We start from the raw sequence: 26,975 nt of genomic DNA, 5'->3' as shown, positions 1-26,975 counted from the left end.
CGTGTATCCATCCGATGGAGGACCACACCGCAATGGCCAAGTTGATCGCGTTTGACGAGGAAGCGCGTCGCGGTCTCGAGCGCGGACTGAACACCCTCGCCGACGCCGTCAAGGTGACGCTCGGCCCGAGGGGCCGCAACGTCGTGCTCGAGAAGAAGTGGGGCGCGCCGACCATCACCAACGACGGCGTGTCGATCGCGAAGGAGATCGAGCTCGAGGACCCGTGGGAGAAGATCGGGGCCGAGCTGGTCAAGGAGGTCGCGAAGAAGACCGACGACGTCGCCGGTGACGGTACGACCACCGCGACCGTGCTCGCCCAGGCGCTCGTGCGCGAGGGCCTGCGCAACGTCGCCGCTGGCGCTGACCCGCTGTCGCTGAAGCGCGGCATCGAGCAGGCCGTCGAGGCCGTCATCGAGCAGCTGCACAAGTCCGCCAAGGAGGTCGAGACCAAGGAGCAGATCGCGGCCACCGCGTCCATCTCCGCTGGCGACACCACCATCGGCGAGCTGATCGCCGAGGCGCTCGACAAGGTGGGCAAGGAAGGCGTCATCACCGTCGAGGAGAGCAACGCCCTCGGCATGGAGCTCGAGCTCACCGAGGGCATGCGCTTCGACAAGGGCTACATCTCCGGTTACTTCGTGACCGACCCCGAGCGCCAGGAAGCGGTCCTCGAGGACCCCTACATCCTGCTGTTCGGCTCCAAGATCTCCTCGGTCAAGGACCTGCTCCCGCTGCTGGAGAAGGTCATGCAGTCCGGCAAGCCGCTGCTGATCATCTCCGAGGACGTCGAGGGCGAGGCGCTGGCGACCCTGGTCGTCAACAAGATCCGCGGCACCTTCAAGTCGGTCGCGGTCAAGGCCCCCGGCTTCGGCGACCGCCGCAAGGCGATCCTGCAGGACATCGCCATCCTCACCGGTGGCCAGGTCATCAGCGAGGACGTCGGCCTCAAGCTGGAGAACGCCGACATCGCGCTGCTGGGCAAGGCCCGCAAGGTCGTCGTCACCAAGGACGAGACCACCGTGGTCGAGGGCGCTGGTGACGCCGAGCAGATCCAGGGCCGGGTGAACCAGATCCGCGCCGAGATCGAGAAGTCGGACTCCGACTACGACCGCGAGAAGCTCCAGGAGCGCCTGGCGAAGCTCGCGGGCGGCGTGGCCGTCATCAAGGCCGGTGCCGCCACCGAGGTCGAGCTCAAGGAGCGCAAGCACCGCATCGAGGACGCGGTGCGCAACGCCAAGGCCGCCGTGGAGGAGGGCATCGTCGCCGGTGGCGGCGTGGCCCTGCTGCAGGCCGCCGAGGCCGCGTTCGCGGGCCTGAAGCTCGAGGGCGACGAGGCCACCGGTGCCAACATCGTCAAGGTCGCCGTCGAGGCGCCGCTCAAGCAGATCGCGATCAACGCCGGTCTCGAGGGTGGCGTCGTGGTGGAGAAGGTCAAGGGCCTCCCGCAGGGCCACGGCCTCAACGCCGCGACCGGTGTCTACGAGGACCTGCTCGCCGCTGGCGTGCCGGACCCGACCAAGGTGACCCGCTCGGCGCTGCAGAACGCCGCGTCGATCGCCGCGCTGTTCCTCACCACCGAGGCCGTTGTCGCCGACAAGCCGGAGAAGGCTTCGGCCCCGGCTGGCGGTGGCGACCCCACCGGCGGCATGGACTTCTGAGCCACGCCCCAAGCCGACAAGGCCCGGTCCCCTCGGGGACCGGGCCTTTCGCGTTGCCGGGGCAGCGCGCGAGCGAGCGGACAACGGTGGTTTCGGGACAGCACCGACCGGCGGGCGGCATACCAAGAATGGATGCGCTACATTGGGGAATCGGTGTGTGAATAGCCGAGACAAATGCGGCTAGTGGCGATTATAAGGCAATTGGAGGACGGTTGTCAACCGAGCTCGACGTGGAGCAGGACTACGTCAGCATGCTCTACGCGCACCTCGACCGGTTGCGGGCCGACACCGACTCCCGCCTGGCCAGGACCCTGCGGGAGACCAGCAGCAACCCGCAGGCGATGACCCAGCGGGACGCGGCGACCTCGCATTACAGCGAGCAGTTGGCGCAATACGGTGCCGCCGAGAACGGATTGTGCTTCGGCAGGCTCGATTTCGCTGATGGGGCCCGCAGCTATGTCGGCCGCATTGGGTTGTTCGACTCCGAAGGCGACTACGAACCGCTGCTGATGGATTGGCGCGCGCCGGCGAGCAGGCCGTTCTACCTGGCCACCGCCGCCTCCCCGGACGGGGTGCGCAGGCGCCGCCACATCCGCACGTCCCGGCGCAAGGTCACCGGCATCGACGACGAGGTGCTCGACCTCGTCGACGGCCAGGACGGCGCCGCCGCGGGCGTGGTCGGCGAGGCCGCACTGCTCTCGGCACTGAACGCCACCAGGACCGGCCGCATGTCCGACATCGTCGAGACCATCCAGGCCGAGCAGGACGAGATCATCCGTTCGGGACTCAACGGTGTTCTCGTCGTACAAGGCGGCCCGGGCACCGGTAAGACGGCGGTGGCGCTCCACCGTGCCGCGTATCTGCTCTATACCTACCGCCAGCAGTTGTCCCGCCGCGGTGTGCTGATCGTTGGTCCTAACGCGACATTCCTCAAGTACATCGGGCAGGTCCTACCGTCCCTCGGTGAGACCGGCGTGCTCCTTCAGACCGTTGGCGACCTCTATCCCGGTGTTCGCGGGCACCGTCCCGAACCAGCCCGGGCAGCGGAGATCAAGGGCCGCATAGAGATGGTGGAGGCCGTGCGCCGCGCGGTGGCGGACAGGCAAGAGGTGCCTGAGGACCCCATGGTCCTCATCGTCGAACGGGAAGAGATGGTGCTCGACCAGGCCACCATCACTGCGGCAAGAAGCCGGGCCAGACGCACCCGCCGCCCGCACAACGAGGCCCGCCCGCTGTTCGCCGAGGCCATCGTCGCGGCGTTGACCAGACAAGAGGCCAACCGACTCGGCGCCGAGTTCCTCGACGAGGGGGACATGGCCGACATCCGTCGCGAGTTGGCGGCCGATGACGCCGTGCAGGACGCGATTGAGGCTCTATGGCCGCAACTGACGCCGCAGCAACTGCTCACAGACCTCTACGCGTCCGCCGAACGGCTTGAGACGGCCCTACCTGACCTCAGCGAGGAAGACCGGGCGCTGCTGTTGAGGTCGCCCCGGCTCGGTTGGACCGCCGCGGACGCCCCGCTGCTCGACGAGGCCGCCGAATGGCTCGGTGTGGACGACCGGGCCGAGCGCGCCGCCGCCGAGCGCCGTCGCCGCGACGAGCAGGACTACGCGCAAGGCGTCTTGGACATCCTCCAGATGGAAGACGACGCCGACCCGGACATCCTCACCGCCTACGACCTCATCGACGCGAGCCGCCTCGCCGAGCGATACGACGACGAAGACCACCGCACCGCCGCTGAGCGTGCTGCGGCGGACCGGTCCTGGACGTTCGGACACGTCATCGTGGACGAGGCACAAGAGCTGTCCGCTATGGCCTGGCGGGTCCTGATGCGCCGTTGCCCTACAAGGTCGATGACGCTCGTCGGCGACGTTGCCCAGACCGGGGATCTAGCCGGTACCGACACCTGGGCGGGCATCTTGGCCCCGTATGTCGAAGACCGCTGGCGCCTCACGGAACTTTCGGTCAATTACCGCACTCCTGCGGAGATTATGGCCGTCGCCTCTGATGTACTTGCCGCGCTGAAGACGGGGTTGGTCCCACCCAGCTCGGTACGGGAAACCGGCGTCGAGCCGTGGTCGCGGCGAGTGGCCCACACCGACCTGCCTGGCACTGTGGCGGACTTGGCCGCTGAGGACCACCCCGGAACAGTGGCGGTACTCGTGCCTGCGGCGCTGGTCGAAGAGGTAGGTCAGACAGTGCTCGCGCGGATGCCCGACGCGGCAGTGGGAGAGCGACTCGAACTGGAGAGCCGGGTCGTTGTGCTGACTGTCCGGCAGTCCAAAGGCTTGGAGTTCGATGGCGTGCTCGTTGTTGAACCTGCTGCCATCGTCGACGAGTCCGAGCGCGGACTCAACGACCTCTACGTAGCGCTCACTCGGGCGACCCAGTGGGTCGGCGTAGTGAGCTCGACGGACCTGCCTGCTGCCCTGAGCAGGCTTGCCTAAGAGGCCGTTAGAGCTCGACGGTAGGGGTGACGACGGTGCGCGGCTTGCCACCGTTCATCCGCACCAGGATCTGCGTGGTGCCCCGCGGCACCTCCGTGAGCACGAACCGACCACCCTCGTCGGCCGTGGTCGCGGTCGAGCCGTGGTCGGCCACGCGGACCTCCACCCCGTGCTCACCCGCGGGCACCAGCCACCCGTCGATGCGCTGCTTCTCGCCGGTCCTGGTCACGTTGACCATGACGGTCAGGTCGCCGACGAAGAAGGTGATCGTCCCCGGCGCGCCGCCGCGGACACCGGCCAGCGGGCGCTGGTCGGCCCACCGCGCGGCCTCCAGCTCCACCTCGGCGTCGATGTCCTCGAGGTCGATGGCGAACTGGGCCCGCTCGACCAGACCCGATGGGACCGGGTCGAGCTCGTCGACCAGCCTGGCGACCTGGGCCAGCCAGTACTCCTGCTCGGCGGGGTCCATCTCGTAGTCGTCCATGGTCCTCATCTGCCACCATCCCCATTGTCGTACAGCGCGCGCAGTGCGTTGAGGCAACGACCCCGCGTCGGTCCGATGCTGCCGTGCGGCATCCGCAGCACCTCGGCAACGACCTTGTACTCCGCGCGACCGGCCAGCACGGTGAGCCGGAGCAGCTCCTGGCAGCGCTGGTCGAGCCGGTGGAACGCCGACCACAGGGTGTGGTCGCGCTCGGTGCGCAACGCCTCGGCCTCCGGCTGCGGCTCGGTGCTCGGAACGTGCTCGGCCACCTCCGGGGGCAGTTCGAACTGGGTGGCCGAGCGCTGCCTGGTGCGCTTGGCCTCGCGCCGGGTGGTGGTGATCAGCCACCCGACCACCGCCCTCGGCTCGGCGATCGAGTCGACGTGGCGCAGCAGCGCCAGCCACACGGTCTGGGCGACGTCCTCGGCCGCCGAGCGGTCCAGCCCGGCGCCTCTGGCGATGTGCCACACCAACGGGGTCAGTTCGGCCACCAGGACGTCGAGCGCCCCCTTGCGGCCCTCGCGAGCGGCGATCACGCACGCGGCGTGCCGCTCGGTACCCTCCAGGCCCTCCCACGGCGGGTTCGTCCTCGTCGCGTGGAGCTCGGTCACCGCTCCCACCCCATTCTCCGTCTGCCGGGGTCGTGCACCGTCGTGGCACTGGCTACATCGTCCGATGGCAGGTCTGTGCGTCCCGGCCCATCCTGACTCACTCGTTCGGGTGAAGGTGTACTCCACCAGTGTCACTAACGCGCGTGCAGGACGAACGTCAAGGCCTGTCGCGCTTGCCCTTCCCACGGTCTGGCCAGTTCGGCCCGGAGTTCGTGCTGCCCCGACGTGGTCACGTCGAAGGCGAGCCGCCGCTCGCCAGCGGAGCCCGGCGCACCCGCGCCGACCGTCGCCGGGATGTGCTCGTCGGCGATCATGCGCAGTGCTTCCGGGAGCCACCAGCGCCACCGGAAGCCGGTGGTCGCGGACTCCGGGAGTCGCAACTCGACGGTATCCCCCCGGTGCAACTCGGTTGGCCGCTCCGCGTCCTGAGCGGACAGCTGCACCAGCGCCACGACGTGCTCCCCCTCCGCTGCGGCCCGCACGGGCGACCCGGTGGCCGGACAGGTCCCCTGCACCCGTCCGGCCACCGGGGGCCGCCGTGGTCACGCCCGCGCCCGGTCGGTGTGACCGAGCGCGCCCGCGTGACCGTGTTCCCGCTGGTCGAACCCGGCGTGCGGGCTGGTGACCGCCAGGACCGCCGCCGTGCCCGCCCCGGGCGCCGCCAGCGGCCACGGGGTGCCCCGCGTGGTGGTGTGCTGGCTCATGGTGGCTCCGTGGGCGAGTAGTTCTACTCAGACACCGGTAAAGAGTCACGGCGGGCCCGCGGGATACAAACAAGCCTTGGCCGGTTTGTGACGTGGCACGTTTTTGTCACTCACCCGGTCATCAACCACACCATCGCTCCCGCGGCCACCAGCGTTCCCACCAGCAGGGCCGCGCAGCCGCCCAGGACGACCTGGCGGGCGCTGATGGCCCTAACGGCGATCGCCACCGCGGTGGCCGCGGTGGCGAGGCTGAGGACCGTGTACGCGACGGCCCCGGCGACGGGGTGACCGTCGCGGACCGCGGGGCCGAACAGCAGGACGAGGAAGCAGAGCACCCCACCGGCGGCGAACACCGCGGCCGAGGTGATCAGGACGAAGACCCGGGCGGTCCCGGTCCGCTGGTCGGCCACCCACCGACCCTAACCGCTCAGTCCTCCTCGGGGAGCAGGATCCAGCAGGCCAGGTAGATGACCGCGCCGGTGCCGAAGCCCAGCAGCGTCGCGGCGACCAGGCCGATGCGCACGATCGGCGCCTCGACCCCCATCGCCCGGGCGATGCCGCCGCAGACGCCCGCCACCATCCGGTCGGAGCGGCTGCGGCGGAACTTGCGGGTGTGCTCGTTGACCTTCGTGTACATGTCGTTCGTCATGACTCAAGAGTGGCTGGTCAGCGGCGTCCCGCCATCGGGGAGAGCCCGGGTTCCGGACTAGGGGTCGGGTCCGGGGCGGGGCTAGGGTGACCCGCATGCGGGTCCGGACTCCGGCGGAGATGGCCAGCGCGCTCGACCGGGTCGGGTACCTGGCCGACGAGGGTCTTGCCACGGCCGCCTACCTCGCCGTGGCGATGGGGCGTCCGCTGTTCTGCGAAGGGGAGCCCGGCACGGGTAAGACAGCCCTCGCGACGGCACTGGCCTCAGCGTTGGACGTCGAGCTTGTGCGGCTTCAGTGCTACGAGGGCATCGATGCCACGCAAGCGCTCTACGAGTGGGACTTCCCCCGGCAGCTTCTTGAGCTAAGAGCAGGTACGTCGGTCGAGTCGCTCTACACCCGGAAGTTCCTACTTGCCCGGCCGCTGCTGCGGGCGCTGGAGTCGCCTTGCGTGTTGCTGGTCGACGAGATCGACCGGGCGGACGACGAGTTCGAGGCGTTCCTGCTGGAGGTCTTGAGCGAGAGCGCCGTGACCGTGCCGGAGCTCGGCGAGATCCGCGCCGCATCTCCGCCGCTAGTGGTGCTTACGTCGAACCGGACGCGAGAGGTGCACGACGCTCTTAAGCGCCGATGTCTCTACCACTGGCTAGATCACCCCTCGCTGGATCGCGAACTCGCCATTCTGCGGAAGCGGTTGCCGGGCTTGGGAGAGCGGTTGGCGACGCAGGTTGTTACTGCCGTGCGACGGTTGCGTGAGATGGAGCTGTTGAAGCCGCCGGGGGTGGCGGAGACGATTGACTGGGCAGCCGCTCTTATCGCACTGGGACGCGACACGGTCGATGTGTCTACGGCCGCGCTGACGTTGGGCGCGGTTCTGAAGTACCGCGAGGACGTCGATCGGGTCGTGGCCGCCGGGTTGGACGCGCTCCTCGCGGGCTGATCACGCTAGGTCACGGGCTGCCGGCGCGGAAAATCGCTCGTCAGAGCGGGTTTCGGGGTGCATCATGGTGGTGGGAAACCAAGCCGGAGGTCACCGTTCGCGGTGGGTGGTCCGGGTGGGTGTTGGCGCGTGGCGGCGCCGTGGTGCGCTCATCCCGAGTGCGGCCCGACAGGGCCCCTCCGGTTTTCCCGAACGCCGTCACCGGTGCCTTTCGCGCCCGGCCTCATTAGCCGCGCGGCCGCGAAAGGCACACCTGGCGCGGATCAGTAACACTACTCCCGGTCCGCGCCAGGCGTTCGGCGTGGAAACGCGGGCAGGATGGGGGAGAGCAGCCAGCCCGCGAACAGTTCGGTCAACGGCCACGGGGTGTGCCGTTGCGCCAATGTGGTGAACTCGTCGGTCGTGACCGTGCTGTGCCGGTGCGCCGAGGTCCACACCCTCAGCAGTGCGAAGAACTGCTCGTCGCCTAGACGCAGGCGAAGGGCGTGCAGGGTGACGGCACCGCGTAGGTAGACGCGGTCGTCGAAGAGGTGACGGGTACCCGGGTCGGCGATGCGTAGGTCCTGCGGTAGCTCAGACAGTTGGCGCCACGCGCGTCGTGCGTGGAACTCGGCAGGCTCGCCGCCGGACACCTCTGACCACAACCATTCCGCGTAGTTCGCGAAACCCTCGTTGAGCCAGATGTGTCGCCACTGCGCCACTGTGAGGCTGTTGCCGAACCATTGGTGCGCCAACTCGTGCGCGACCAACCGCTCGCTGCCGCGCACACCGTCGACGTGGTTGCTGCCGAAGACCGACAGCGACTGCGCCTCGATCGGCGCGTCCAGTTCGGCGTCGACCACGACCACCCCGTACTGCTCGAACGGGTACGGGCCGAACATCCGCTCGAACTCGACCAGCATCCTGGGCTGGCGGCCGAAGTCGTGCTCGAACGGCGCGGCGAGCCGGGCGGGCACCGCGGCGTGCATCATCGGCACGGTCGCGAACGACGACTCGGTGTACCGTCCGATTTGGACGCTGACGAGGTAGGTCGGTGTCGGCTGGGAGAGCCGGAACTCCCATGTGGTCATGCTGGCCGAGGACTGCTTGGACTCTAAGACCCCGGTAGCCACCACCTGGTACGAAGAGGCGACTGCTACCGAGATCCCGTAGGTCGCCTTATCGCTGGGATGGTCGTTGCACGGAAACCACGAAGGCGCGCCTACCGGCTGGCTCGCGACGATCACGCCGTCGTCGAGGTAGTCCCACCCGATTTCGCCCCAGTGACTGGGAATCGGCGCCGGTGAGCCTACGTACCGGATCTCGACGGTGAACCTGGTTCCGTCTGGTAGAGCCCTGTTCGGGGTGATGTGCAGCTTCTTACCGCGCTGCGCGTGCCGGACGGGCTTGCCGTTGATGGTGACCTTGCTGCTGCGCAACCCCGCGAAGTCCAGGCTGAACCTCGACAGAGCTTGCGTGGCCACCGCGGTGATCCGGGCGCGACCGTCGAGCCTGCCCGGCCCGACGCGATAGGTCAGCTCCAGGTCGTAGTGCGAGACCTGGTAGCCACCGTTGCCGTGGTTGGGCAGGTAGGGGTCCAGTGACGTGCTCGCGCCGGGCTGCCCGGCGCGAGCCGGGTCAGCCTTGGCGCTCATACCCACATTCAACATGACGACCGGGGCCGGGGTCAGCGGTTGCCCGGCCACGCGGCGATCGGGTTGCCCAGCCAGCGGCTGCCGTCCGGTACCGATTCACCCCGCATGACCAGCGACGCCGGGCCCACCGTCGCCCGTTCGCCGATCGACGCGCCGGGCAGCACGATCCCGTGCGGGCCGAGCGTGCCGCCGTCGCCGACGGTCACCGGCGCCATGCTCATGACGCGGTCGTGGAACAGGTGGGTCTGCAGCACGCAGCCGCGGTTGACCGTGGCGCCGTCGCCGACGCGGACCAGGTCGGACTCCGGCAGCCAGTAGGTCTCCACCCACGCGCCCTTGCCGATCCGGGCACCCAGGCCGCGCAGCCACACCGACAGCAGCGGCGTGCCGTTCGTCCAGGTCGCGGTCCACGGCACGGCGAGCATCTCGACGAAGGTGTCCGCCAACTCGTTGCGCCAGACGAACGAACTCCACAGCGGACGGTCCACGGTGCCGAAGCGACCCACCAGCGCCCACTTCGCCGCGATGGCCACCACACAGGCGACAACACCGGCGCCGAACAGCAGAAGACCAGCGACCGCGAGGCCCAGCCAGAAACCGGCGTAAGTCAGACCTGCCGCGACGAGGAACAGCAGAGCGGTCGAAGCCATGACCGGCACTACGCGGCACACCTCAACCAGCGCGCGAGCGACCACAAGCCGCCGGGGCGGGTTGAAGGTCTTGCTCTCGTCGGCATCCTCAACGGTGCGCGGCAGCTTCATCGGTGGCATGCCGAGGTAGGACGAGCCTGCCTTGGCCTTCTTCGGCGTCGAAGACAGCACGCCGACCAGGCCACGCTTGGGAACGGCCCGACCTGGAGCGGTCATGCCGGAGTTGCCCAGGAAGGCACGCTTACCGATGCTCGCCTCGCCGATACGCAGCCAACCACCGCCGAGCTCGTAAGAGCCGATCATCGTGTCGTCGGCGAGGAAGGCCCCGTCGCCAACGGTGGTCATGCTCGGCAGCGCCAAGACCGTCGAGGCCTCGACCCGCTTGCCGACCTTCATGCCAAGCGCGCGCAGCCAGACCGGGGTGAGCAGACTCGCGTACATGGGGAACAGCCCAGAGCGAGCCATCTCCATCAGCCGCTCGGTAGCCCAAGCCTGCCACGCGACACGGCTGTGCACGGCGTGCTTGCCTGCCCGCAGACGGATGGACAGCAAGCGCACCAAGACCAGGATGAGCAGCGCATAAGCGGCCATCCACGTCAGCGTCACAGCAGGTACGGCCACCATCGCCTGGACAGTCGCCTCACCGAGCGTCGTCGTCCCGTCGAGGAACGCCGACAGCACGAGCAGCGCCGGTACGGCTGCCGCGATCGGCAGCACACTCAGCACGAACGACGTCATCGCGTAGATCGCCACCCAGCGGCGACGGCGCGCGGGGCGAGAGCCGGTCGCACCTGCCTTGCCGGTGCGGGTGGCCGGTGACCCTGACCAACGCTGACCAGCGGGAACAGCGCCAAGCACGCCAGAGCCCGCAGCGACCTCGGCACGCTTACCGACCCGCGAACCCGGGAACAGCGTGCTGCGCGCGCCGACCGTGGCGTGGGCATCCACCCGCACCTGGCCGATGTGCAGCACGTCCCCGTCCAGCCAGTGGCCAGATAGGTCTACCTCGGGCTCGATAGCCGCACCGCGGCCGAGACGCAGCATGCCGGTGACCGGCGGCAGGGAGTGCAGGTCGACCTCGTCACCGATCCGCGCGCCGAGTGCACGCGCGTAGTGGGTCATCCACGGCGCGCCTTGGAGCCCAGCGGCGCCGGTGAGGTCCACGATCCGCTCGGCTGCCCACAACCGCAGGTGGACGCTGCCACCACGCGGGTAGGAGCCCGGCTTCACGCCCCGCAGCAGCAGTCGTGCACTACCGGCCGCGAGGGTCATGCGGCCCCACGGGCTCAGGAAGACGAACCAGCCCGCGAGGACAAGCCACCACGACACGTGGGGCGCCCACGAGAAGCCCAAGATGTTGTTCACCGCGGCCAGCGCGACAACCCACCTGGCGCCGACGATCGTCAGCATCGGCAGGGTCAACAGGGTCTGGATGACCTGGGCGCTGCGCGGCGTCGGCATGACTACCCGGTCGATCTGGGTGCTGGCCGCAGCGGCATCGATGTGGTCGGCGAGCTTGCCCAGCGTGGGGTGCTGGTAGAGGTCGGCGACCGCGATGCTCGCGTACTGCTCGCGGATCTTCGAGACCAGCTGGGCCGCGGACAGGCTGCCGCCGCCGTTCGCGAAGAAGTCAGCCTTCGGGCTGCTCACCGCGACCCCGAGCAGGTCGCGCCAGAGCCCGGCCAGCCAGCGCTGCGTGTCGGTCAGCGCTGCCGTGTCGACCTCGGAGGTGTCGAGGTCCAGCGGCCACGGCAGGGCGTTGCGGTCGACCTTGCCGGAAGTGCGCGTCGGCAGCGTGTCGACCTTGGCGATCAGCGGGACCAGCGCCGCGGGCAGCTCTGTCCGCAGTCGCTCGACAGCGGCGTCGGCGTCGAAGCCTTCAGTCGCGACGACGTAGCCGACAAGGAGCTGGTTGCCCGCCGAGGTGGTGCGAACAGCGGCGGCAGCGCCTGCGACGTTCGGCAGGCCCTGCAGAGCGGCGTCCACCTCGCCGAGCTCGATGCGCCTACCGCCGAGCTTGATCTGCTCATCGGCCCGGCCGAGGAACAGCAGCCCTTCCGGTTCGGCCTTGACCATGTCGCCGCTGCGGTACGCGCGGTCCCACGACAGCGCGGGCAGCGGCGCGAACTTCTCGGCGTCCTTCACCGGGTCCAGGTAGCGGGCCAGGCCCGCGCCACCGATGACGAGCTGGCCGATGGCACCCATCGGCACCAGGTCGCCCGCCTCGTCGACGACGGCCAACTCCCAGCCGTCGAGGGGCAGGCCGATGCGCACCGGCCCCACACCCGTCATGCGGGCGCCACAAGCCACCACAGTCGCCTCGGTGGGGCCGTAGGTGTTCCACACCTCGCGGCCTTCGATCGCGAGCCGCTCAGCCAGCTCAGGCGGGCAAGCCTCGCCACCGAAAATCAGCAGCCGGACGTCGTCGAGGGCGTCGGCGGGCCACAGCGCGGCCAACGTCGGCACGGTCGACACCACGGTGATGGCCTTCTCGACCAGCCACGGACCCAGGTCGACGCCGGTACGCACAAGAGCGCGCGGCGCAGTTACGAGGCACGCCCCGTTGCGCCAGGCCAGCCACATCTCTTCGCAAGAGGCGTCGAAAGCGACAGATAGGCCTGCCAGGACGCGGTCGTCAGCGTTGATGGGCTCGTCCGCGAGGAACAGGTCCGCCTCAGCGTCTACGAACGCGGCAGCGCTGCGGTGGCTCACCGCGACGCCCTTGGGCTTACCGGTGGAGCCCGAGGTGAAGATGATCCACGCGTCGTCTTCGGGCGTAGGTGCGCCGGGGAGGCCGCGCGGGGTGGCCAGGACGGTGATGGAACGGTGCTCGCCGAGGACCACGCAAGCGTTTGCCTCACCGAAGACCAGCTCGGCGCGCTCGGCCGGGTCGTCGAAGTCGACCGGCACGTACGCGGCGCCCGCGGCCAGCGTGGCGAGGATGTTGATGTACAGGTCGGCGGTGCCGGACGGGGCGCGGACACCGACCCGGTCGCCGCGGCCGACACCCGCGTCGGCCAGCCGCGCGGCCAGGGCACCGACCTCGGTGAGCAGGGCGCGGTAGCTGAGCACGGTGGTGCCGTCGTCGATGGCGTCCGCGTCGGGGTTGCCCGCCGCGGTCGCGTTCAGCACGTCGATCAGGGTGCGCGGTGCGCTCTCGGGGCCCGCGCGGAACACGGCGAGCCCGAGCGCCGCGGCGTCGGCGAGGGGGTCGAGGGCGGTGAGCAGAGGAGCCGGGGGGTGGACCATCGTCATCGCGGCGAACGCATTTCTCACCTTTTCGGTGTGGCTTCCAGGGGCGGTTGTCCCTGGTCGTGGGCGTTTCGGCGCCCACGACCAGAGCACGTTACCGGTCATGACATCGACCTGTCTCGTCGATCTATTACCGACGTGTCGCGGTTCACACCCTTGTGCCACAACGTTTTTCTTATCGCGATCAGATATCGGTTCGCGATATTTAGCGCTGTTGACCGGTGTGTACTGGAGTTTTCCCCGGATATCCCACTCGATATCGTGATGCGATATCGTAGAGCGATGGATGTGGTCCGGGAGTTCGCCAACGGTGCCCTGCGGTTGCGGGTGCTGCGCTACGCGGCCAACGAGGAGGTTCACGGTGCCTGGCTGACCGAGGAGTTGGCGCTCAGGGGGCACCGGGTGTCGCCGGGCATGCTGTACCCGCTGCTGCACCGGCTGCAGGAGGCCGGGCTGCTCAAGTCGCGTATCGAGGTCGTCGATGGCAGGCGGGTCCGCCGCTACCGCACGACCAAGCGCGGCAAGAAGGTCCTTACGGACTGCAAGGCCGTGTTGGCGGAGTTGGCCGCGGACGTGGCGTGAGCAGCAGGTGGGTGACCTGGGGCACACTGCGGGGGTGAGTCAGATCGACCCGCTCCCCGGCCTCGTTGGGTTCGCTGTGGCTTTGCGAGCCGCTGGCGTGGCCTGCGGTCCTGAGCGCGTAAGGGGCTACCTGGCAGCAGTGGATCTGCTAGACCTTGCCGACGTCACCCAGGTCTACTGGGCAGGCAGGCTCACCTTGTGCTCGGAGCCGGACGACCTGCCGCGCTATGACAGCGCCTTCCACGCTTGGTTCACCGGAGACACCCCACGCGCTATCAGACCTACCCGAGACCCCCGACCCAAGCGAGGGCACATCGCCGCCCTGGTCGCAGGTAGTTCTGCCGATGGTGAGAGCGCTGTGCAAATAGACCCGCTGGCCAGCTCAGCCGAGGTCTTGCGTCATCGGGACATTTCCGACCTCACGGCGGCAGAGCGGGCTCACCTACGGGAGATGATCGACCTTCTTCGCCCCGAACCACCCCAGCGACCTGCGGTGCGATGGCGACCCAACCGGCGGGGGCGGGTCGACGAGCGCCGCACCTTGCGGATGATGCGGGCGACCGGCGGCGAGCCGATGCGCATCGCCCGCAAGCGCCGCGCCAGCAAACCCCGTCGCGTGGTCCTGCTGGTCGACGTGTCCGGCTCGATGACGCCTTACGCCGATGCGCTGCTGCGGTTCGCCCACGCCATGGCCCGCCGTGCGCCCACCGAGGTCTTCACCCTCGGGACCCGCCTGACGAGACTCACCCGCCAACTACGCCAGCGCGACCCCGAACAGGCTCTTACCGGTGCCGCTCGTGCCGTGCCCGACTTCGCTGGCGGTACCCGGCTTGGTGAGACCCTCCGGGCGTTCCTGGACAGGTGGGGTCAACGGGGCGTCGCGAGGCAGGCCGTGGTCGTGCTGTTCTCCGACGGGTGGGAACGCGGCGACCCCTCTCTGCTCGCCGCGCAGATGGCCAGGTTGAGCCGCCTCGCGTACCGGGTGTTCTGGGTCAACCCACACGCAGGGTCACCGGTCTACCAGCCCGTGCAGTCCGGCATCGCGGTAGCGCTACCGCACATCGACAGGTTGCTCGCGGGCCACAGCGTGGCCACACTCGATCTCCTGCTCCGGGAGGTTCGCCGTGCGTGACGTGCTCGACGAGGTCCTACGCCGCTACCAGTCGGGTGAGCCGGTAGCGCTAGGCACCGTCGTCGCCACCTTCTCTTCCGCGCCGAGGTCTCCCGGCGCGGCGATGGTTGTCGCCCCCGATGGCACCGTCACCGGCAGTGTCTCCGGAGGATGCGTGGAGGGGGCCGTCTACGAACTCGGCAAGGACGTTCTCGACACTGGCCACCCTGTCCTCCAGCGCTACGGCATCAGCGATGACGACGCTTTCGCAGTGGGTCTGACCTGCGGCGGGATCATCGATATCTACGTAGAACGCATCGCCGCCGACACCTTCCCCGAGTTCGAACAGCTCGCCGAGTCCGTCCAGGCAGAGGTACCTGTCGCCGTTGCCACTGTCGTCACCCATAGCGACCCCAAGAGGCTGGGTAGGCGGATCTTGGTCTGGACTGACCGGCATACCGGTAGCGCTGGATCCGACCGGGTCGACGCGGCCATCGTCGATGACGCCCGCGGCCTGCTCGCTGCGGGCCGCACCGCCATGCTCGGGTACGGCCCGGACGGGGAGCGGCGTGGTGAGGGCATGTCGGTGTTCGTGAACTCCTTCGAACCACCGCCCAGGATGCTGGTGTTCGGCGCGATCGACTTCGCCGCCGCTATGGCCAGGATGGGTGCCTACCTCGGCTACCGGGTCACGGTCTGCGACGCCCGACCGGTCTTCGCGACCACCAGCCGGTTCCCCAGCGCGCACGAGGTCGTCGTCGACTGGCCCCACCGCTACCTGGAGCGGCAGCTCGCCGAGGGGCGGGTCGACGAGCGCACCGTGGTCACGGTGCTCACCCACGACCCGAAGTTCGACGTCCCGGTCCTGCGGGTCGCCCTGCGCGCCGAGCTCGGTTACGTGGGGGCCATGGGCTCCCGGCGCACCCACGCCGACCGGCTGGCCCGCCTCCGCGAGGACGGCCTGACCGAGGGGGAACTGGCCGCGCTGGCCTCGCCGATCGGCCTCGACCTGGGCGCCAGGACCCCGGAGGAGACCGCCGTGTCGATCGCGGCGGAGATCATCGCGACCCGCTGGGGCGGCGGCGGGCAGCGCCTGTCAGTCCTGTCCGGACGTATCCACGGGTAGTCCGCTTGACGCGGCTATGGTCACGCTGACCTGCGGATACCTCCCTGGTCGGGACGAGGTGTCCACAGAGTTGTCCACAGGCTGGCTGATCGGGCTTGTCCGGACGGGCGAACCGGGGCAGGCTGGTTTGTGAGCCCGATCACGCACCGCGGGCTCACCCGGGCTGACCACCACGCCACCGCTGGGAGGCAGGATGCGCATCACCGTCACCGTCGACGGGACCACCTACACCGATGAGGTGGAACCGCGAAAGCTGCTGGTCCACTACCTGCGCGAGACCATCGGCAAGACCGGGACCGTCGTCGGCTGCGACACGAGCAACTGCGGCTCGTGCACGGTGCACCTGAACGGGCAGAGCGTGAAGTCGTGCTCGGTGCTCGCCGTGCAGGTCGACGGCGCCGAGGTCACCACCATCGAGGGCCTCGCCCGCGACGGCGAGCTGCACCCGGTCCAGCAGGCCTTCCACGACAACCACGCCCTGCAGTGCGGCTTCTGCACGCCGGGGATGATCATGCAGTCGATCGACCTCCTCGCCGACCACCCCGATCCGGACGAGGACACCGTCCGGCACGGCTTGGAGGGCAACCTCTGCCGCTGCACCGGCTACCAGAACATCGTGCGGGCAGTGCAAGACGCGGCGCAGAAGCTCAAGCCCGGATCTCAGCAGCCGGTTGGGGGCCAGTGATGACCGCGACCATAGAACCCGAGGTCGGCAAGGCAAGGCTGCGCAAGGAAGACGCGCGGCTGATCACCGGTCGTACCCGTTGGACAGACAACCTCACCGTCCCCGGGCTGCTTCACCTCGCCTTCCTGCGCAGCCCGGTCGCGCACGCCAAAATCACCTCTATCGACGTGGAGGATGCCCGGCGCAAACCTGGCGTCATCGCGATCTTCACGGGACGCGATCTCGCGGAGGCTCAAGGCAGTCTTCCCTGCGCGTGGCCGATCACTCCAGACCAGAAAGCCCCTGCCGCGCCGTCGCTAGCTGTAGACCAGGTCAACTTCGCTGGCGAGGCAGTGGCTGTCGTAGTAGCCCGAGGCAACGCTGAAGCGCACGACGCCCTAGAGGCAATTGAAGTCGAGTACGAGGACCTTCCGGTCGTGCTCGACATGACGGCCGCGGTCGCCGACGGCGCTGATCTCGTCCACGCGGACTTGGGCACCAACAAGTCGGCGCATTGGGTGTTCGACTCCGCGGAGGCGGGCACCGGCAGCGATGTCGAACAGGCCATCGCCGAAGCGGAAGTGCTCATCGAGCGCACCTATCGCCAACAGCGGCTCATCCCGGCGTTCATGGAGCCGCGCTCGGTGCTCGTCGACCCCACCGGCGAACAGACCACTGTCTGGTCTGCCACGCAGATTCCGCACATCTTGCGGTTGATGCTGGCGCTGACCACCGGCATTCCCGAGCACAAGCTGCGCGTCATCGCCCCTGACGTCGGCGGCGGGTTCGGCGGCAAGCTCCAGGTCACGCCAGAAGAGGTTGTCTCCCTCGTGGTCGCGACCCGGCTCGGCAAGCCGGTGAAGTGGACCGAGTCCCGTTCGGAGTCGCTGCTATCGGCCCACCACGGTCGCGACCAGATCCAGAAGCTCACCCTTGCCGCTCGCCGCGACGGTACGGTCACCGGCCTCAAGGTGGACCTACTCGCCGACATGGGCGCTTATCTTCGGTTGGTCACGCCTGGCGTACCGATCCTGGGTGCGTTCATGTTCAACGCCATCTACAAGTTCCCGGCGTACCGGTTCGCCTGTACCAACGTCTTCACCAACAAGACCCCCACAGACGCCTACCGGGGCGCGGGTAGGCCGGAAGCCACCTACGCCATCGAGCGGTTGATGGACGAGTTGGCCGCCGAACTCGGCCGAGACCCGATCGAGCTGCGCGAGCAGAACTGGATCAAGCACGACGAGTTCCCGTTCACCACCGTCTGCGGCCTGGAGTACGACACGGGCAACTACGAGGCCGCCACCGCCAAGGCCAAGGAGATGTTCGGGTACGACGCGTTGCGCGCGGAGCAGCGGGAACGCCGCGAACGCGGCGACGTGGTGCAGTTGGGGATCGGCACCTCGACGTTCACCGAGATGTGCGGGCTGGCCCCTTCGCGAGTGCTCGGGTCGCTGTCCTATGGCGCGGGTGGTTGGGAGCATGCAGCCGTCCGGATGCTGCCCAGCGGAAAGGTCGAGGTCGTCACCGGGTCGTCCGCGCACGGGCAGGGCCACGAGACGGCTTGGAGCCAGATCGTCGCCGACCAGCTGGGCGTGCCGTTCGAGGATGTCGAGGTCCTGCACGGTGATACCCAGACCTCACCAAGAGGACTCGACACCTACGGATCTCGCTCGCTCACTGTTGGCGCTATGGCGGTGCTTAAAGCGGGGGAGAAGGTCATCCGCAAGGCACGCCGGATCGCCGCGCACACAATGGAGTGCGCGGAAAGCGACCTCGAGTTCTCCGGCGGCAGGTTCACCGTCAAGGGCACCGACCGCTCAACCGGGCTCACGGATGTCGCCCTGGCGGTCTTCGCCGCGCATGACCTGCCAGACGGGGTAGAGCCATCGCTGGACTCTGAAGCCACCTTCGACCCGGAGAACTTCTCGTTCCCGCACGGCACCCACCTGTGCGCGGTAGATGTCGACACCGAGACCGGGTTCGTGAAGATCCGCAAGTACGTCTGCGTCGACGACGTCGGCGTAGTGGTGAACCCGATCATTGTGGAAGGCCAGGTACACGGTGGCCTTGCGCAAGGTCTCGCGCAGGCCCTCTATGAAGAGGCCGTTCATGATGAGAGCGGCACTCTGACGACGGGCACGCTGGCCGATTACCTCGTCCCGTCTGCGGTAGACCTACCGCACTTCGACACAGATCGCACCGAGACGCCATCGACCACCAACCAGCTTGGCGTCAAGGGCGTCGGCGAGGCGGGCACCATCGCCTCCACCCCAGCCGTGGTCAACGCCGTTGTGGACGCGGTGCGCCACTTCGGGGTCAACGACATCCAGATGCCGTGCACGCCGATGCGCGTGTGGACGGCGATCAACGGCGGCCCCACCGACGCGGGCGGCCTCGGCGGCGAGGCGGGCGGCGGCCTCGGCTCGATCGACACCAGCGGAGGTGCGGCGTGATCCCAGCGGCGTTCGACTACACCGCTCCATCCACAGTGGACGAGGCGGTGCGCGCCCTCGCCGACGCGGGCGACGACGCGAAGGTCATCGCGGGCGGCCAGAGCCTGATCCCGGTCCTGCGCATGCGGCTCGCCGCGCCCACCACCCTGGTGGACATCGGCCGGATCCCCGAGCTGCGCGGCATCCGCGACGACGGCGACGCCCTGGTCATCGGGTCGACCACCACGCACTACGAGGTCCAGCGCGATCCCGCTGTGCGCGACCACGCGCTGCTGCTCAAGGTCGCCACTGACACCGTCGCCGACCCGCAGGTCCGCCACCGCGGCACCTTCGGCGGGGCCATCGCGCACGCCGACCCCGCAGGAGACCTACTCGCGCCAGTCTTGGCCCTAGAGGCGGAACTGGTGCTGCACGGGCTAGAAGGCGAACGCACAGTCGCCGCATCCGACTTCTTCGTCGACTACTTCACCACCGCGCTGCGCCAGGACGAGATTCTCGTCGCGGTACGCGTACCGAAACACACCGGCTGGGGCGCGCACTACGAGAAGTTCAACCGAGTCGCCCAGGCATGGTCAATCGTTGCCGTTGCCGCTGCCGTGCGCACCGAAGGTGGGGTGATCGCCGAGGCCAGGGTCGGACTGACCAACATGTCCTCGGTTCCCGTGCGGGCTCGCGCGGTTGAAGAGGCGCTGGTTGGGCAACCAGCCACTGTCGAGGCCATCAAGGCTGCTGCGGCACACGCCGCGGATGGCACCAGCGCGACCGAGGACAGCAACGCCGACACCGCCTACCGCGAACACCTTGCCCGCGTCCTCACCTCGCGGGCCGTAACCGCCGCGGCGGGCGTCTAGGAGGTCATGCCGTGCAGTTGGAGCACCAGTTCACCGTCTCGGCCCCGCTAGCCGTGGTCTGGACGGCCCTGCTCGACCCGCAGCGGGTGGCGCCGTGCATGCCGGGCGCCACCCTGACCGAAGTCGACGGCGACAGCTTCACCGGGACGGTCAAGGTCAAGCTCGGCCCCATCTCCTTGCTCTACAAGGGGAACGGCCGCTTCCTCGACCGCGACGAACAAGCGGGCAAGCTCGTGATCAAGGCCACCGGCAAGGACTCCAGGGGCAACGGCACCGCCGCCGCCACGGTGACCGTCACCCTGGCCGAAGACGGCGCCACGACCACCGGCACCGTCCACACCGACTTGGCGATCACCGGCAAACCGGCCCAGTTCGGCAGGGGGCTGATAGTCGAGGTGGGCGGCAAGATCCTCGACACCTTCGCCACCTGCCTGGCCGATAAACTCGCCCCCGCCGCGGAGCCGCCCGCTGTGGAACCCCCAGCCGCGGAGCCACTCGCCGAGGATCCGGCCGAGCCCGACTCCGCTGACCTCGACTCCGCTGACCCCGAACCTGCCGGATCCGAGCCAGAACCTCAACAACCGGAACAGGTCAAGCCACCCACACCGGAGCCGCCTCGGGTTGAGGAGGCGGAACCGGTCGACTTGCTCGAGTACGCGGGCAAGTCAGTCGCTAAGCGCGCTTTGCCAGTAGTCGTGGCTCTGGTGGCGCTCGTGGTCGTCCTACTCGTTCGAAGGGGGCGCCGTTGAGGGTGCCGCCCTCCTGATCGGAGGCGCGACCGGGGGCCACTAGGGTTGGGTCGCAGCGACCGCTGCGGATCGGGCCTGGTCAACGGGAGTGCGTGTGCGGGACATCGCGTTGTTCGGTGGGAGTGCGCATCCGGCGCTGGCGAAGGAGATCTCCGAGCACCTCGGGGTACCACTGCACCCGGTGCGGGTCCAGCGCTTCGCCAACGACTGCCTCGAGGTGCAGTTGCAGGCCAACTGCCGCGAGCGCGACGTGTTCCTCATCCAGCCGCTCGTGCAGCCGGTGCAGGAGAACCTGGTTGAGCTGCTGCTGATGCTCGACGCCGCGCGGGGCGCGTCGGCCGGGCGCACCACCGTCGTGCTGCCGCACTACGCGTACGCGCGCTCGGACAAGAAGGACGCGCCGCGGATCTCCATCGGCGGCCGGTTGGTCGCCGACCTGATGGTCGCCGCCGGAGCCGACCGGGTGCTGACCATGACGCTGCACTCGCCGCAGGTGCACGGGTTCTTCAGCGTGCCCGTCGACCACCTGCACGCCCTGCGCGAGCTCGCGGGCCACTTCACCAACCTCGACCTGTCCAACACCACCGTCGTCTCGCCCGACCTGGGCAACGCCAAGGAAGCCGCCCGCTTCGCCCGGCTGCTCGGGGTCCCGGTCGCCGCCGGGGCCAAGCAGCGGTTCGCCGACGACCGGGTCGCCATCTCCTCGGTGATCGGCGACGTCGACGGTCGCGACGTCATCGTGCTCGACGACGAGATCGCCAAGGGCAGCACCGTGATCGAACTGCTCGCCCGGCTGCGCGAGCACGACGTGCGCTCGGTGCGGGTGGCCTGCACGCACGGTCTGTTCGCCGCGGGCGCGCTCAAGCGGATCGGCGACCAGCCGGAGGTGGTGGAGATCGTGTGCACCAACACGGTCCCGATCCACGAGCAGTCCGACAAGCTCACCGTCCTGTCCGTCGCGCCCGCGCTCGCCGAGGCGGTGCGCCGGATCCACAACGGTGAGTCCGTCAGCGCCCTCTTCGATGCCCCGTGAGGCGGCTGCCCGCCCTCGTAGGTGTCCTGTTCTTGGCGGCGTGCAGCGGTAACCCCACCGTCGGTGAGGTACCCGAAGACCCACAGGTCACCACGGCACCGTCAACTGCCGCCCCACCCACGCAAGCCAAGTCCGGCTTCACCTTGATCGCGGGCGGCGACGTCCTCATCCACCCCGCCCTCACCGAGCAGGCCACCGAGGACGGCGGCGGAACGCGCGACTACGCCCCTCTGCTCGAAGGCATCAAACCCGCAGTGGAAGCTGCCGACGTCGCCTTGTGCCACCTTGAGGTACCGATCGCGGCCGCCAGCGGCCCTTTCCGCGGCTACCCCAAGTTCAGCGCGCCCCCCGAGGTCGTCACCGCTCTTGTCGCTACCGGGTTCGACACCTGCTCCACCGCGTCCAACCACACCCTCGACCAGGGCCCTACCGGCGTCACCAGCACCCTCGACGCCTTGGACGCCGCCAAGATCACCCACACCGGCTCGGCCCGCTCGGCCGCCGAGGCAGCCCGCCCCCTGATCCGCGAGGTTGCGGGCGTGAAGGTCGGGTTCCTGTCCTTCACCTTCGGCCTCAACCAGGGCACCTCCCGCCCGGCAGGGTCACCGTGGATGGCGAACATGCTCACCCCAGAGGCAGTTAGCGCTGCCGCGGTCGCGGCGAGGGAGGCAGGCGCCGAGGTGGTCATCGCCAGCCTGCACTGGGGCATCGAAGGCAAGCACGATGCCAGCCCCGACCAACAACGCACCGCCAAAACCCTGCTCGCCGACCCGGCCATCGACCTGATCATCGGCCACCACGCCCACGTCGTGCAGCCCTTCGAGCGCATCAACGACAAGTGGGTCACCTACGGCTTGGGCAACATGGTCGCCCGCCACGAAACCCCCAAGGGCGACACCGAAGAAGGCGTCCTAGCCCGCTTCCACTTCACCAAATCCCCCACCGGCTGGACAGTCGACACCGCCGAGTACCTACCGATCCTCACAGACCTAGGCCCCCCGATCCGCCTCCGCGACCTAACCTCCGACACCAAGGTCGCCGCCACCCGCAAGACCGAGGCCCTTACCCGCACCGACGAAACAGTCCTCAGCCGAGGCGCCGCCACCGCAGGCCTCAAGCGCCCCTAGCGGTGGGTGTGGTGGCCGCTAAGGGCTGTGACGCGGCCTAGGCGGGAGAGCCAGCGGTCGCGAGTGCGGTCGTCGGCTTCGGTGAGGGCGTCGGGGGCTGGCGCGGTGCGGGGGACCGGTAGCCAGCCGTCGACGGCGCGGAAAGGGCGGGAGACGGCGTCGGTTGTGAGGAGGGACAGGGTGCCCAGGCCGCAGGCGTAGTCGAGGGTGGGGAGTGCTCCAGCCAAGGCCAGGCCAGCCGCGATGCCTACGCTGGTTTCCAGGGCGGAGGACACCACGCAAGGTAGGCCTGCCGACTCCGCCACGGCGAGGGCTCGACGGACCCCGCCGAGCGGCGCGACCTTGAGCACCGCGATGTCAGCCGCCCCCGCTACGGCGACCCGCAGCGGGTCCTCCGCGCGCCGGATCGACTCGTCGGCCGCGATGCGGACGTTCACCCGACGGCGTACGGCCGCCAGTTCCTCGATGGTCCGGCACGGCTGCTCGACGTATTCCAGTCCGCCCGCCGCCCGATCCAGTGCCGTGATGGCCGCCACAGCGCGATCTACGTCCCACGCGCCGTTCGCGTCCACCCGGACCTGCCCGGACGCCCCCAAGGCATCCCGCACCGCGGCCACCCGCTCGACGTCCTGGCCCAGCGTCGACCCCGGGTCGGCGACCTTGACCTTCGCGGTAGTGCAACCGGACGCGCGGACGATCTCTTGCGCTTGTTCCGGTGACACAACCGGCACCGTGGTGTTCACCGGGATCCGGTCGCGTACCGGCTCTGGCCAGCCGTGTTCGGCCGCTTCCCGGGCGCTGTTGAGCCACGGCACGGCCTCGGTGTCGGTGTAGTCGGCGAACGGGCAGAACTCCCCCCAGCCCGCGTCTCCGCGCAACAACAGCCCTTCCCGCACGGTGATGCCGCGGAATCGGGTGTTCATGGGAATGGCGTAGACACGCGTCTGCTCGGCGAACACACCTGCATCGTCGCAGACCAACCCGTAGGCCCGCTGAGGGAAGCTCACGCCCCTTAGGGTTGACAGCATGCTCAGCCTGGATGTGGTGCGGCAGTGGCCGGTGGACAACGCCGCCGCTGCGGTGGTGACAGCGGACGCGGTACTAGGGACGGTCGGCGACCAAGACCGCCAGTTCCCGCTGGCCTCGGTGACCAAACCGCTGACCTCTTACGCCGTCCTGGTCGCGGTAGAAGAAGGCGCCCTTGAGTGGGACCAACCCGCTGGTCCGGCGACCGTAAGGCACCTGATCGCGCACACCTCCGGCCTCGCCTTCGACTCGACCACCCAGCAGGCCGAGCCCGGTGCCCGCCGCATCTACTCCAACACCGGCTTTGGCGTCCTAGCCGAGGCAGTGCAAGAGGCCACCGGCATCCCGTTCGACCGCTACCTAGCCGAGGCCGTCTTCGAGCCGCTCGGTATGGCCAACTCCGCACTGACCGGTCCCGCCGGATCCGGGGCCGTGTCCACCTGCGCTGACCTGACCAAGTTCGCCGCCGAGCTCCAAGCGCCGACGCTCGTCGCTAAAGAGACCCTCGCCGAGGCCACCACCGTCGCCTTCCCCGGCCTCAACGGCGTGCTGCCCGGCTACGGCATGCAGAAGCCCAACGACTGGGGCCTCGGCTTCGAGCTCCGCGACGGCAAGAGTCCACACTGGACCGGGCAGCGCAGCTCGCCGCGCACCTTCGGCCACTTCGGCCAGTCCGGCACCTTCCTCTGGGTCGACCCGGACGCGGGCGTCGCCTGCGTCGCCCTCACCGACCGACCCTTCGGTGAGTGGGCCATCCAGGCATGGCCCACCTTCACCGACGGCGTCCTCGCCGACCTCAGCTAGGCAGTCTCAGCTGGGCAGGGCAGGGCCGAGCAGGTCGTCGGCGTCGCAGATCCGGTAGGCGTAGCCCTGCTCGGCCAGGAACCGCTGCCGGTGCGCGGCGTACTCGGTGTCCAAAGTGTCGCGCGCGACCACCGAGTAGAAGTGCGCCTGCCTGCCGTCGCCCTTGGGCCGCAGCAGCCGACCGAGCCGCTGGGCCTCCTCCTGCCGGGACCCGAACGTGCCCGACACCTGCACCGCGACCGAGGCCTCCGGCAGGTCGATGGAGAAGTTCGCCACCTTCGACACCACCAGCGTGCGCAGCTCGCCCCGGCGGAACGCGTCGAACAGCTCCTCGCGCTCCTTGTTCTTGGTCGCGCCCTGGATCACCGGCGCGTTCAGCGCCTCGCCGAGCTCGTCGAGCTGGTCGAGGTAGGCCCCGATCACCAGCGTCGGCTCGTCCGGGTGCCGCTCCAGGATCGACTTGACCACCGGGATCTTGGTCCGGGCCGTCGAGCACAGCTTGTACCGGGTGTCCGGCTCGGCCGTGGCGTACTCCAGCCGCTCGTTGTCGGTCAGCGTCACCCGGACCTCGGTGCACTCGGCTGGCGCGATCCAGCCCTGCTGCTCGATGTCGCGCCACGGCACGTCGTAGCGCTTCGGGCCGATCAGGGAGAACACGTCGCCCTCCCGGCCGTCCTCGCGCACCAGCGTCGCGGTCAGCCCCAGCCGCCGCCGCGACTGCAGGTCGGCGGTCATCCGGAACACCGGCGCGGGCAGCAGGTGCACCTCGTCGTAGACCACCAGGCCCCAGTCGCGGGAGTCGAACAGCTCCAGGTGCCGGTACTCGCCGCCGGACTTGCGGGTGATCACCTGGTAGGTCGCGATGGTGATCGGCCGGATCTCCTTGCGCTCGCCGGAGTACTCGCCGATCTCCTCCTCGGTCAGCGACGTGCGCGCGATCAGCTCGCGCTTCCACTGCCTGCCCGCGACCGTGTTGGTCACCAGGATCAGCGTCGTCGCCTGCGCCAGCGCCATCGCCGCCGCGCCGACCAGCGTCTTCCCGGCGCCGCAGGGCAGCACGACCACCCCGGAGCCGCCCGCCCAGAACGACTCGGCCGCCATCCGCTGGTAGCCGCGCAGCTCCCAGCCGTCCTCGACCAGGGTGATCGGGTGCGCCTCGCCGTCGACGTAGCCCGCCATGTCCTCGGCTGGCCAGCCGACCTTGAGCAGGACCTGCTTGAGGCGGCCGCGCTCGCTCGGGTGCACGATCACGTTGTCCGGGTCGATCCGGGCGCCCAGCATCGGGATGATCTTCTTGTTGCGCAGCACCTCCTCCAGCACCGCGCGGTCGATGGAGGTCATCACCAGGCCGTGCGCCGGGTGGTTGTGCAGCGTCAGCCGACCGAACCGGGCCATGGTGTCGACCACGTCGATCAGCAGCGGTTGCGGTACCGGGTAGCGCGAGTAGGTCGACAGCGCGTCGACCACCTGCTCGGCGTCGTGCCCGGCCGCGCGCGCGTTCCACAGCGCGAGCGGGGTGATCCGGTAGGTGTGCACGTGCTCTGGCGCGCGCTCCAGTTCCGCGAAGGGCGCGATGGCGGTCCGCGCGTCCCCCGCCAGGGGGTGGTCGATCTCCAACAGCAGGGTCTTGTCTGACTGCACGATCAGCGGGCCGTCGGTCACCTGTCCAGTGTCGCAAACCCGGCGACCGGGCATGGGCCGGGCACAGTTCGGTAACCGGATCGACCCCCGGCGGGGCTGGCCCGTTACCGTCCACGGGCCACCAGCACCCCCACCGCAGAGGCAGCGCATGAGCAAGCCGGAAGGGCCGGAAACCCCGGCCGAGCAGCCCACGCCCGAGGCCGACGAGCGGCCGTTGGACTTCCTGGAGGGCAAGGTCGAACCGGCCGGGCGACCGGTGCGCAAGATGTTGCCGCTGTGGGCGGTGGCGATCATCGCGGTGCTGATCGCCGGGATCGGGTTCGTCGTCTTCCGCTACGTGCTCGACGACGACGGCCCGGCGAACGCCGAGTGCGCCTCGGTCTCCGGCTCCGGTGACGACGCCAAGGTCGAGATCGTCGGGTGCGGCGATTCAGCCGCCTTCCGGGTCGCCGCGCGCAAGGACCTCTCGGCCACCGGGTGCGCCGAGGGCGCTTACCGCGAGATGCGCACCGACAAGGACCTGCTCTGCCTGATGCCGAACTTCCTGGCGGGCAAGTGCTACGTGCCCGACGACCCGAACCAGGCGTTCAAGGTCGGGTCGTGCGAGGCTCAGGACGCGATCCGGGTGACCGAGGAGCTGTCGAACACCTCCGACCCCTCCCCGTGCCCGGATGGCAACGGGCTGGGCTACCCGGAACCGCCGGTCGTGTTCTGCCTGGAGACACCGAACGCGCCCCGATCGTGACTGCCGGTAATCCCGGGTCCGATTGTGGGG

24 protein-coding genes are annotated in these 26,975 nt (G+C 69.1%); 14 read left to right on the top strand and 10 right to left on the bottom strand.

Translation table 11 applies throughout. The annotated features are described in order from the left end of the window. Positions 1-32: 32 nt before the first annotated feature. Together groL and LV75_RS21745 are read left to right on the top strand one after the other, a co-directional pair. Positions 33-1,658, top strand: a complete 1,626-nt coding sequence (groL, locus tag LV75_RS21750) for a chaperonin GroEL (RefSeq protein WP_253888829.1) — start codon at positions 33-35, stop codon at positions 1,656-1,658. 212 nt (positions 1,659-1,870) lie between these two features. Next, positions 1,871-4,108: a HelD family protein gene (locus LV75_RS21745; RefSeq protein WP_504923480.1), complete on the top strand. Its 2,238-nt coding sequence runs from the start codon at positions 1,871-1,873 to the stop codon at positions 4,106-4,108. A gap of 7 nt (positions 4,109-4,115) precedes the next feature. Here the strand turns inward: LV75_RS21745 and LV75_RS21740 are convergent, their stop codons facing one another. The 6 genes from LV75_RS21740 to LV75_RS21715 form a co-directional block, all read right to left on the bottom strand. After that, positions 4,116-4,592: a carboxypeptidase regulatory-like domain-containing protein gene (locus LV75_RS21740; RefSeq protein ID WP_253888934.1), complete on the bottom strand. Its 477-nt coding sequence runs from the start codon at positions 4,590-4,592 to the stop codon at positions 4,116-4,118. A 5-nt stretch (positions 4,593-4,597) separates the two neighbouring features. Beyond that, positions 4,598-5,203, bottom strand: a complete 606-nt coding sequence (locus LV75_RS21735; RefSeq protein WP_253888828.1) for an RNA polymerase sigma factor — start codon at positions 5,201-5,203, stop codon at positions 4,598-4,600. A gap of 134 nt (positions 5,204-5,337) precedes the next feature. Beyond that, positions 5,338-5,655 carry a protease inhibitor I42 family protein gene (locus LV75_RS21730; protein WP_253888827.1) on the bottom strand — a complete coding sequence of 106 codons (318 nt, stop codon included), beginning with the start codon at positions 5,653-5,655 and terminating at the stop codon, positions 5,338-5,340. A gap of 90 nt (positions 5,656-5,745) precedes the next feature. Next, a complete protein-coding gene (locus tag LV75_RS21725; RefSeq protein ID WP_253888826.1) occupies positions 5,746-5,907 on the bottom strand; it encodes a hypothetical protein in 162 nt (53 codons plus the stop codon). 110 nt (positions 5,908-6,017) lie between these two features. After that, positions 6,018-6,317, bottom strand: coding sequence for a hypothetical protein (locus LV75_RS21720; protein ID WP_253888825.1), 300 nt, complete (start codon positions 6,315-6,317; stop codon positions 6,018-6,020). Between the two features lie 17 nt (positions 6,318-6,334). Then, complete coding sequence (locus LV75_RS21715) at positions 6,335-6,556, bottom strand: PspC domain-containing protein (RefSeq protein ID WP_253888824.1); 222 nt, start codon at positions 6,554-6,556, stop codon at positions 6,335-6,337. A 95-nt stretch (positions 6,557-6,651) separates the two neighbouring features. Here LV75_RS21715 and LV75_RS21710 point away from each other — a divergent pair, with 95 nt between their 5' ends. Beyond that, positions 6,652-7,494, top strand: coding sequence for an AAA family ATPase (locus tag LV75_RS21710; protein ID WP_253888823.1), 843 nt, complete (start codon positions 6,652-6,654; stop codon positions 7,492-7,494). Between the two features lie 272 nt (positions 7,495-7,766). On the opposite strand, the gene LV75_RS21705 is transcribed toward LV75_RS21710, so the two are convergent. Continuing rightward, on the bottom strand, positions 7,767-9,128 hold the full coding sequence (locus tag LV75_RS21705; protein WP_253888822.1) for a M1 family metallopeptidase: 1,362 nt from the start codon (positions 9,126-9,128) through the stop codon (positions 7,767-7,769). Positions 9,129-9,160: 32 nt separating this feature from the next. Further along, positions 9,161-13,033, bottom strand: a complete 3,873-nt coding sequence (locus LV75_RS21700) for a Pls/PosA family non-ribosomal peptide synthetase (protein WP_253888933.1) — start codon at positions 13,031-13,033, stop codon at positions 9,161-9,163. Between the two features lie 279 nt (positions 13,034-13,312). Here LV75_RS21700 and LV75_RS21695 point away from each other — a divergent pair, with 279 nt between their 5' ends. The 9 genes from LV75_RS21695 (at position 13,313) to LV75_RS21655 (ending at position 22,729) form a co-directional block, all read left to right on the top strand. Further along, complete coding sequence (locus tag LV75_RS21695; protein ID WP_253888821.1) at positions 13,313-13,612, top strand: PadR family transcriptional regulator; 300 nt, start codon at positions 13,313-13,315, stop codon at positions 13,610-13,612. Positions 13,613-13,646: 34 nt separating this feature from the next. Next, the gene (locus LV75_RS21690) at positions 13,647-14,744 is read left to right on the top strand and encodes a vWA domain-containing protein (RefSeq protein WP_253888820.1); all 1,098 of its coding nucleotides are present in this window, start codon (positions 13,647-13,649) and stop codon (positions 14,742-14,744) included. Continuing rightward, positions 14,737-15,849, top strand: coding sequence for an XdhC family protein (locus LV75_RS21685; protein WP_253888819.1), 1,113 nt, complete (start codon positions 14,737-14,739; stop codon positions 15,847-15,849). Before LV75_RS21690 ends, LV75_RS21685 begins: the two co-directional genes overlap by 8 nt. Before the next feature lie 193 nt (positions 15,850-16,042). After that, on the top strand, positions 16,043-16,534 hold the full coding sequence (locus LV75_RS21680) for a (2Fe-2S)-binding protein (protein WP_253888818.1): 492 nt from the start codon (positions 16,043-16,045) through the stop codon (positions 16,532-16,534). Further along, positions 16,534-18,969 carry a xanthine dehydrogenase family protein molybdopterin-binding subunit gene (locus LV75_RS21675; protein WP_253888817.1) on the top strand — a complete coding sequence of 812 codons (2,436 nt, stop codon included), beginning with the start codon at positions 16,534-16,536 and terminating at the stop codon, positions 18,967-18,969. Before LV75_RS21680 ends, LV75_RS21675 begins: the two co-directional genes overlap by 1 nt. After that, positions 18,966-19,820, top strand: coding sequence for an FAD binding domain-containing protein (locus LV75_RS21670; RefSeq protein WP_253888816.1), 855 nt, complete (start codon positions 18,966-18,968; stop codon positions 19,818-19,820). Before LV75_RS21675 ends, LV75_RS21670 begins: the two co-directional genes overlap by 4 nt. Positions 19,821-19,831: 11 nt before the next feature. After that, positions 19,832-20,569, top strand: coding sequence for an SRPBCC family protein (locus LV75_RS21665; protein ID WP_253888815.1), 738 nt, complete (start codon positions 19,832-19,834; stop codon positions 20,567-20,569). A gap of 94 nt (positions 20,570-20,663) precedes the next feature. After that, complete coding sequence (locus LV75_RS21660; RefSeq protein ID WP_253888814.1) at positions 20,664-21,602, top strand: ribose-phosphate diphosphokinase; 939 nt, start codon at positions 20,664-20,666, stop codon at positions 21,600-21,602. Further along, complete coding sequence (locus tag LV75_RS21655) at positions 21,599-22,729, top strand: CapA family protein (RefSeq protein ID WP_253888813.1); 1,131 nt, start codon at positions 21,599-21,601, stop codon at positions 22,727-22,729. The genes LV75_RS21660 and LV75_RS21655 overlap by 4 nt, the downstream gene beginning before the upstream one ends. Here the strand turns inward: LV75_RS21655 and LV75_RS21650 are convergent. After that, entirely contained in the window at positions 22,726-23,688 is a 963-nt protein-coding gene (locus tag LV75_RS21650; RefSeq protein WP_308211019.1) for an o-succinylbenzoate synthase, read from the bottom strand. The two genes, LV75_RS21655 and LV75_RS21650, sit on opposite strands and share 4 nt — an antisense overlap. A 67-nt stretch (positions 23,689-23,755) precedes the next feature. On the opposite strand from LV75_RS21650, the gene LV75_RS21645 reads away from it, so the two are divergent. After that, entirely contained in the window at positions 23,756-24,559 is an 804-nt protein-coding gene (locus tag LV75_RS21645) for a serine hydrolase domain-containing protein (RefSeq protein WP_253888812.1), read from the top strand. A gap of 6 nt (positions 24,560-24,565) precedes the next feature. Here LV75_RS21645 and LV75_RS21640 read toward each other — a convergent pair whose 3' ends face one another. Continuing rightward, positions 24,566-26,221 carry a DNA repair helicase XPB gene (locus LV75_RS21640; RefSeq protein ID WP_253888811.1) on the bottom strand — a complete coding sequence of 552 codons (1,656 nt, stop codon included), beginning with the start codon at positions 26,219-26,221 and terminating at the stop codon, positions 24,566-24,568. Positions 26,222-26,348: 127 nt separating this feature from the next. On the opposite strand from LV75_RS21640, the gene LV75_RS21635 reads away from it, so the two are divergent. Beyond that, positions 26,349-26,945, top strand: coding sequence for an LppU/SCO3897 family protein (locus LV75_RS21635; protein WP_253888810.1), 597 nt, complete (start codon positions 26,349-26,351; stop codon positions 26,943-26,945). Positions 26,946-26,975: the final 30 nt, after the last annotated feature.

This window comes from Actinokineospora diospyrosa, assembly GCF_024171925.1.
In the GTDB taxonomy this organism is placed as follows: Bacteria; Actinomycetota; Actinomycetes; order Mycobacteriales; family Pseudonocardiaceae; genus Actinokineospora; species Actinokineospora diospyrosa.
This window is presented reverse-complemented; position numbering and strand designations above follow the sequence as displayed.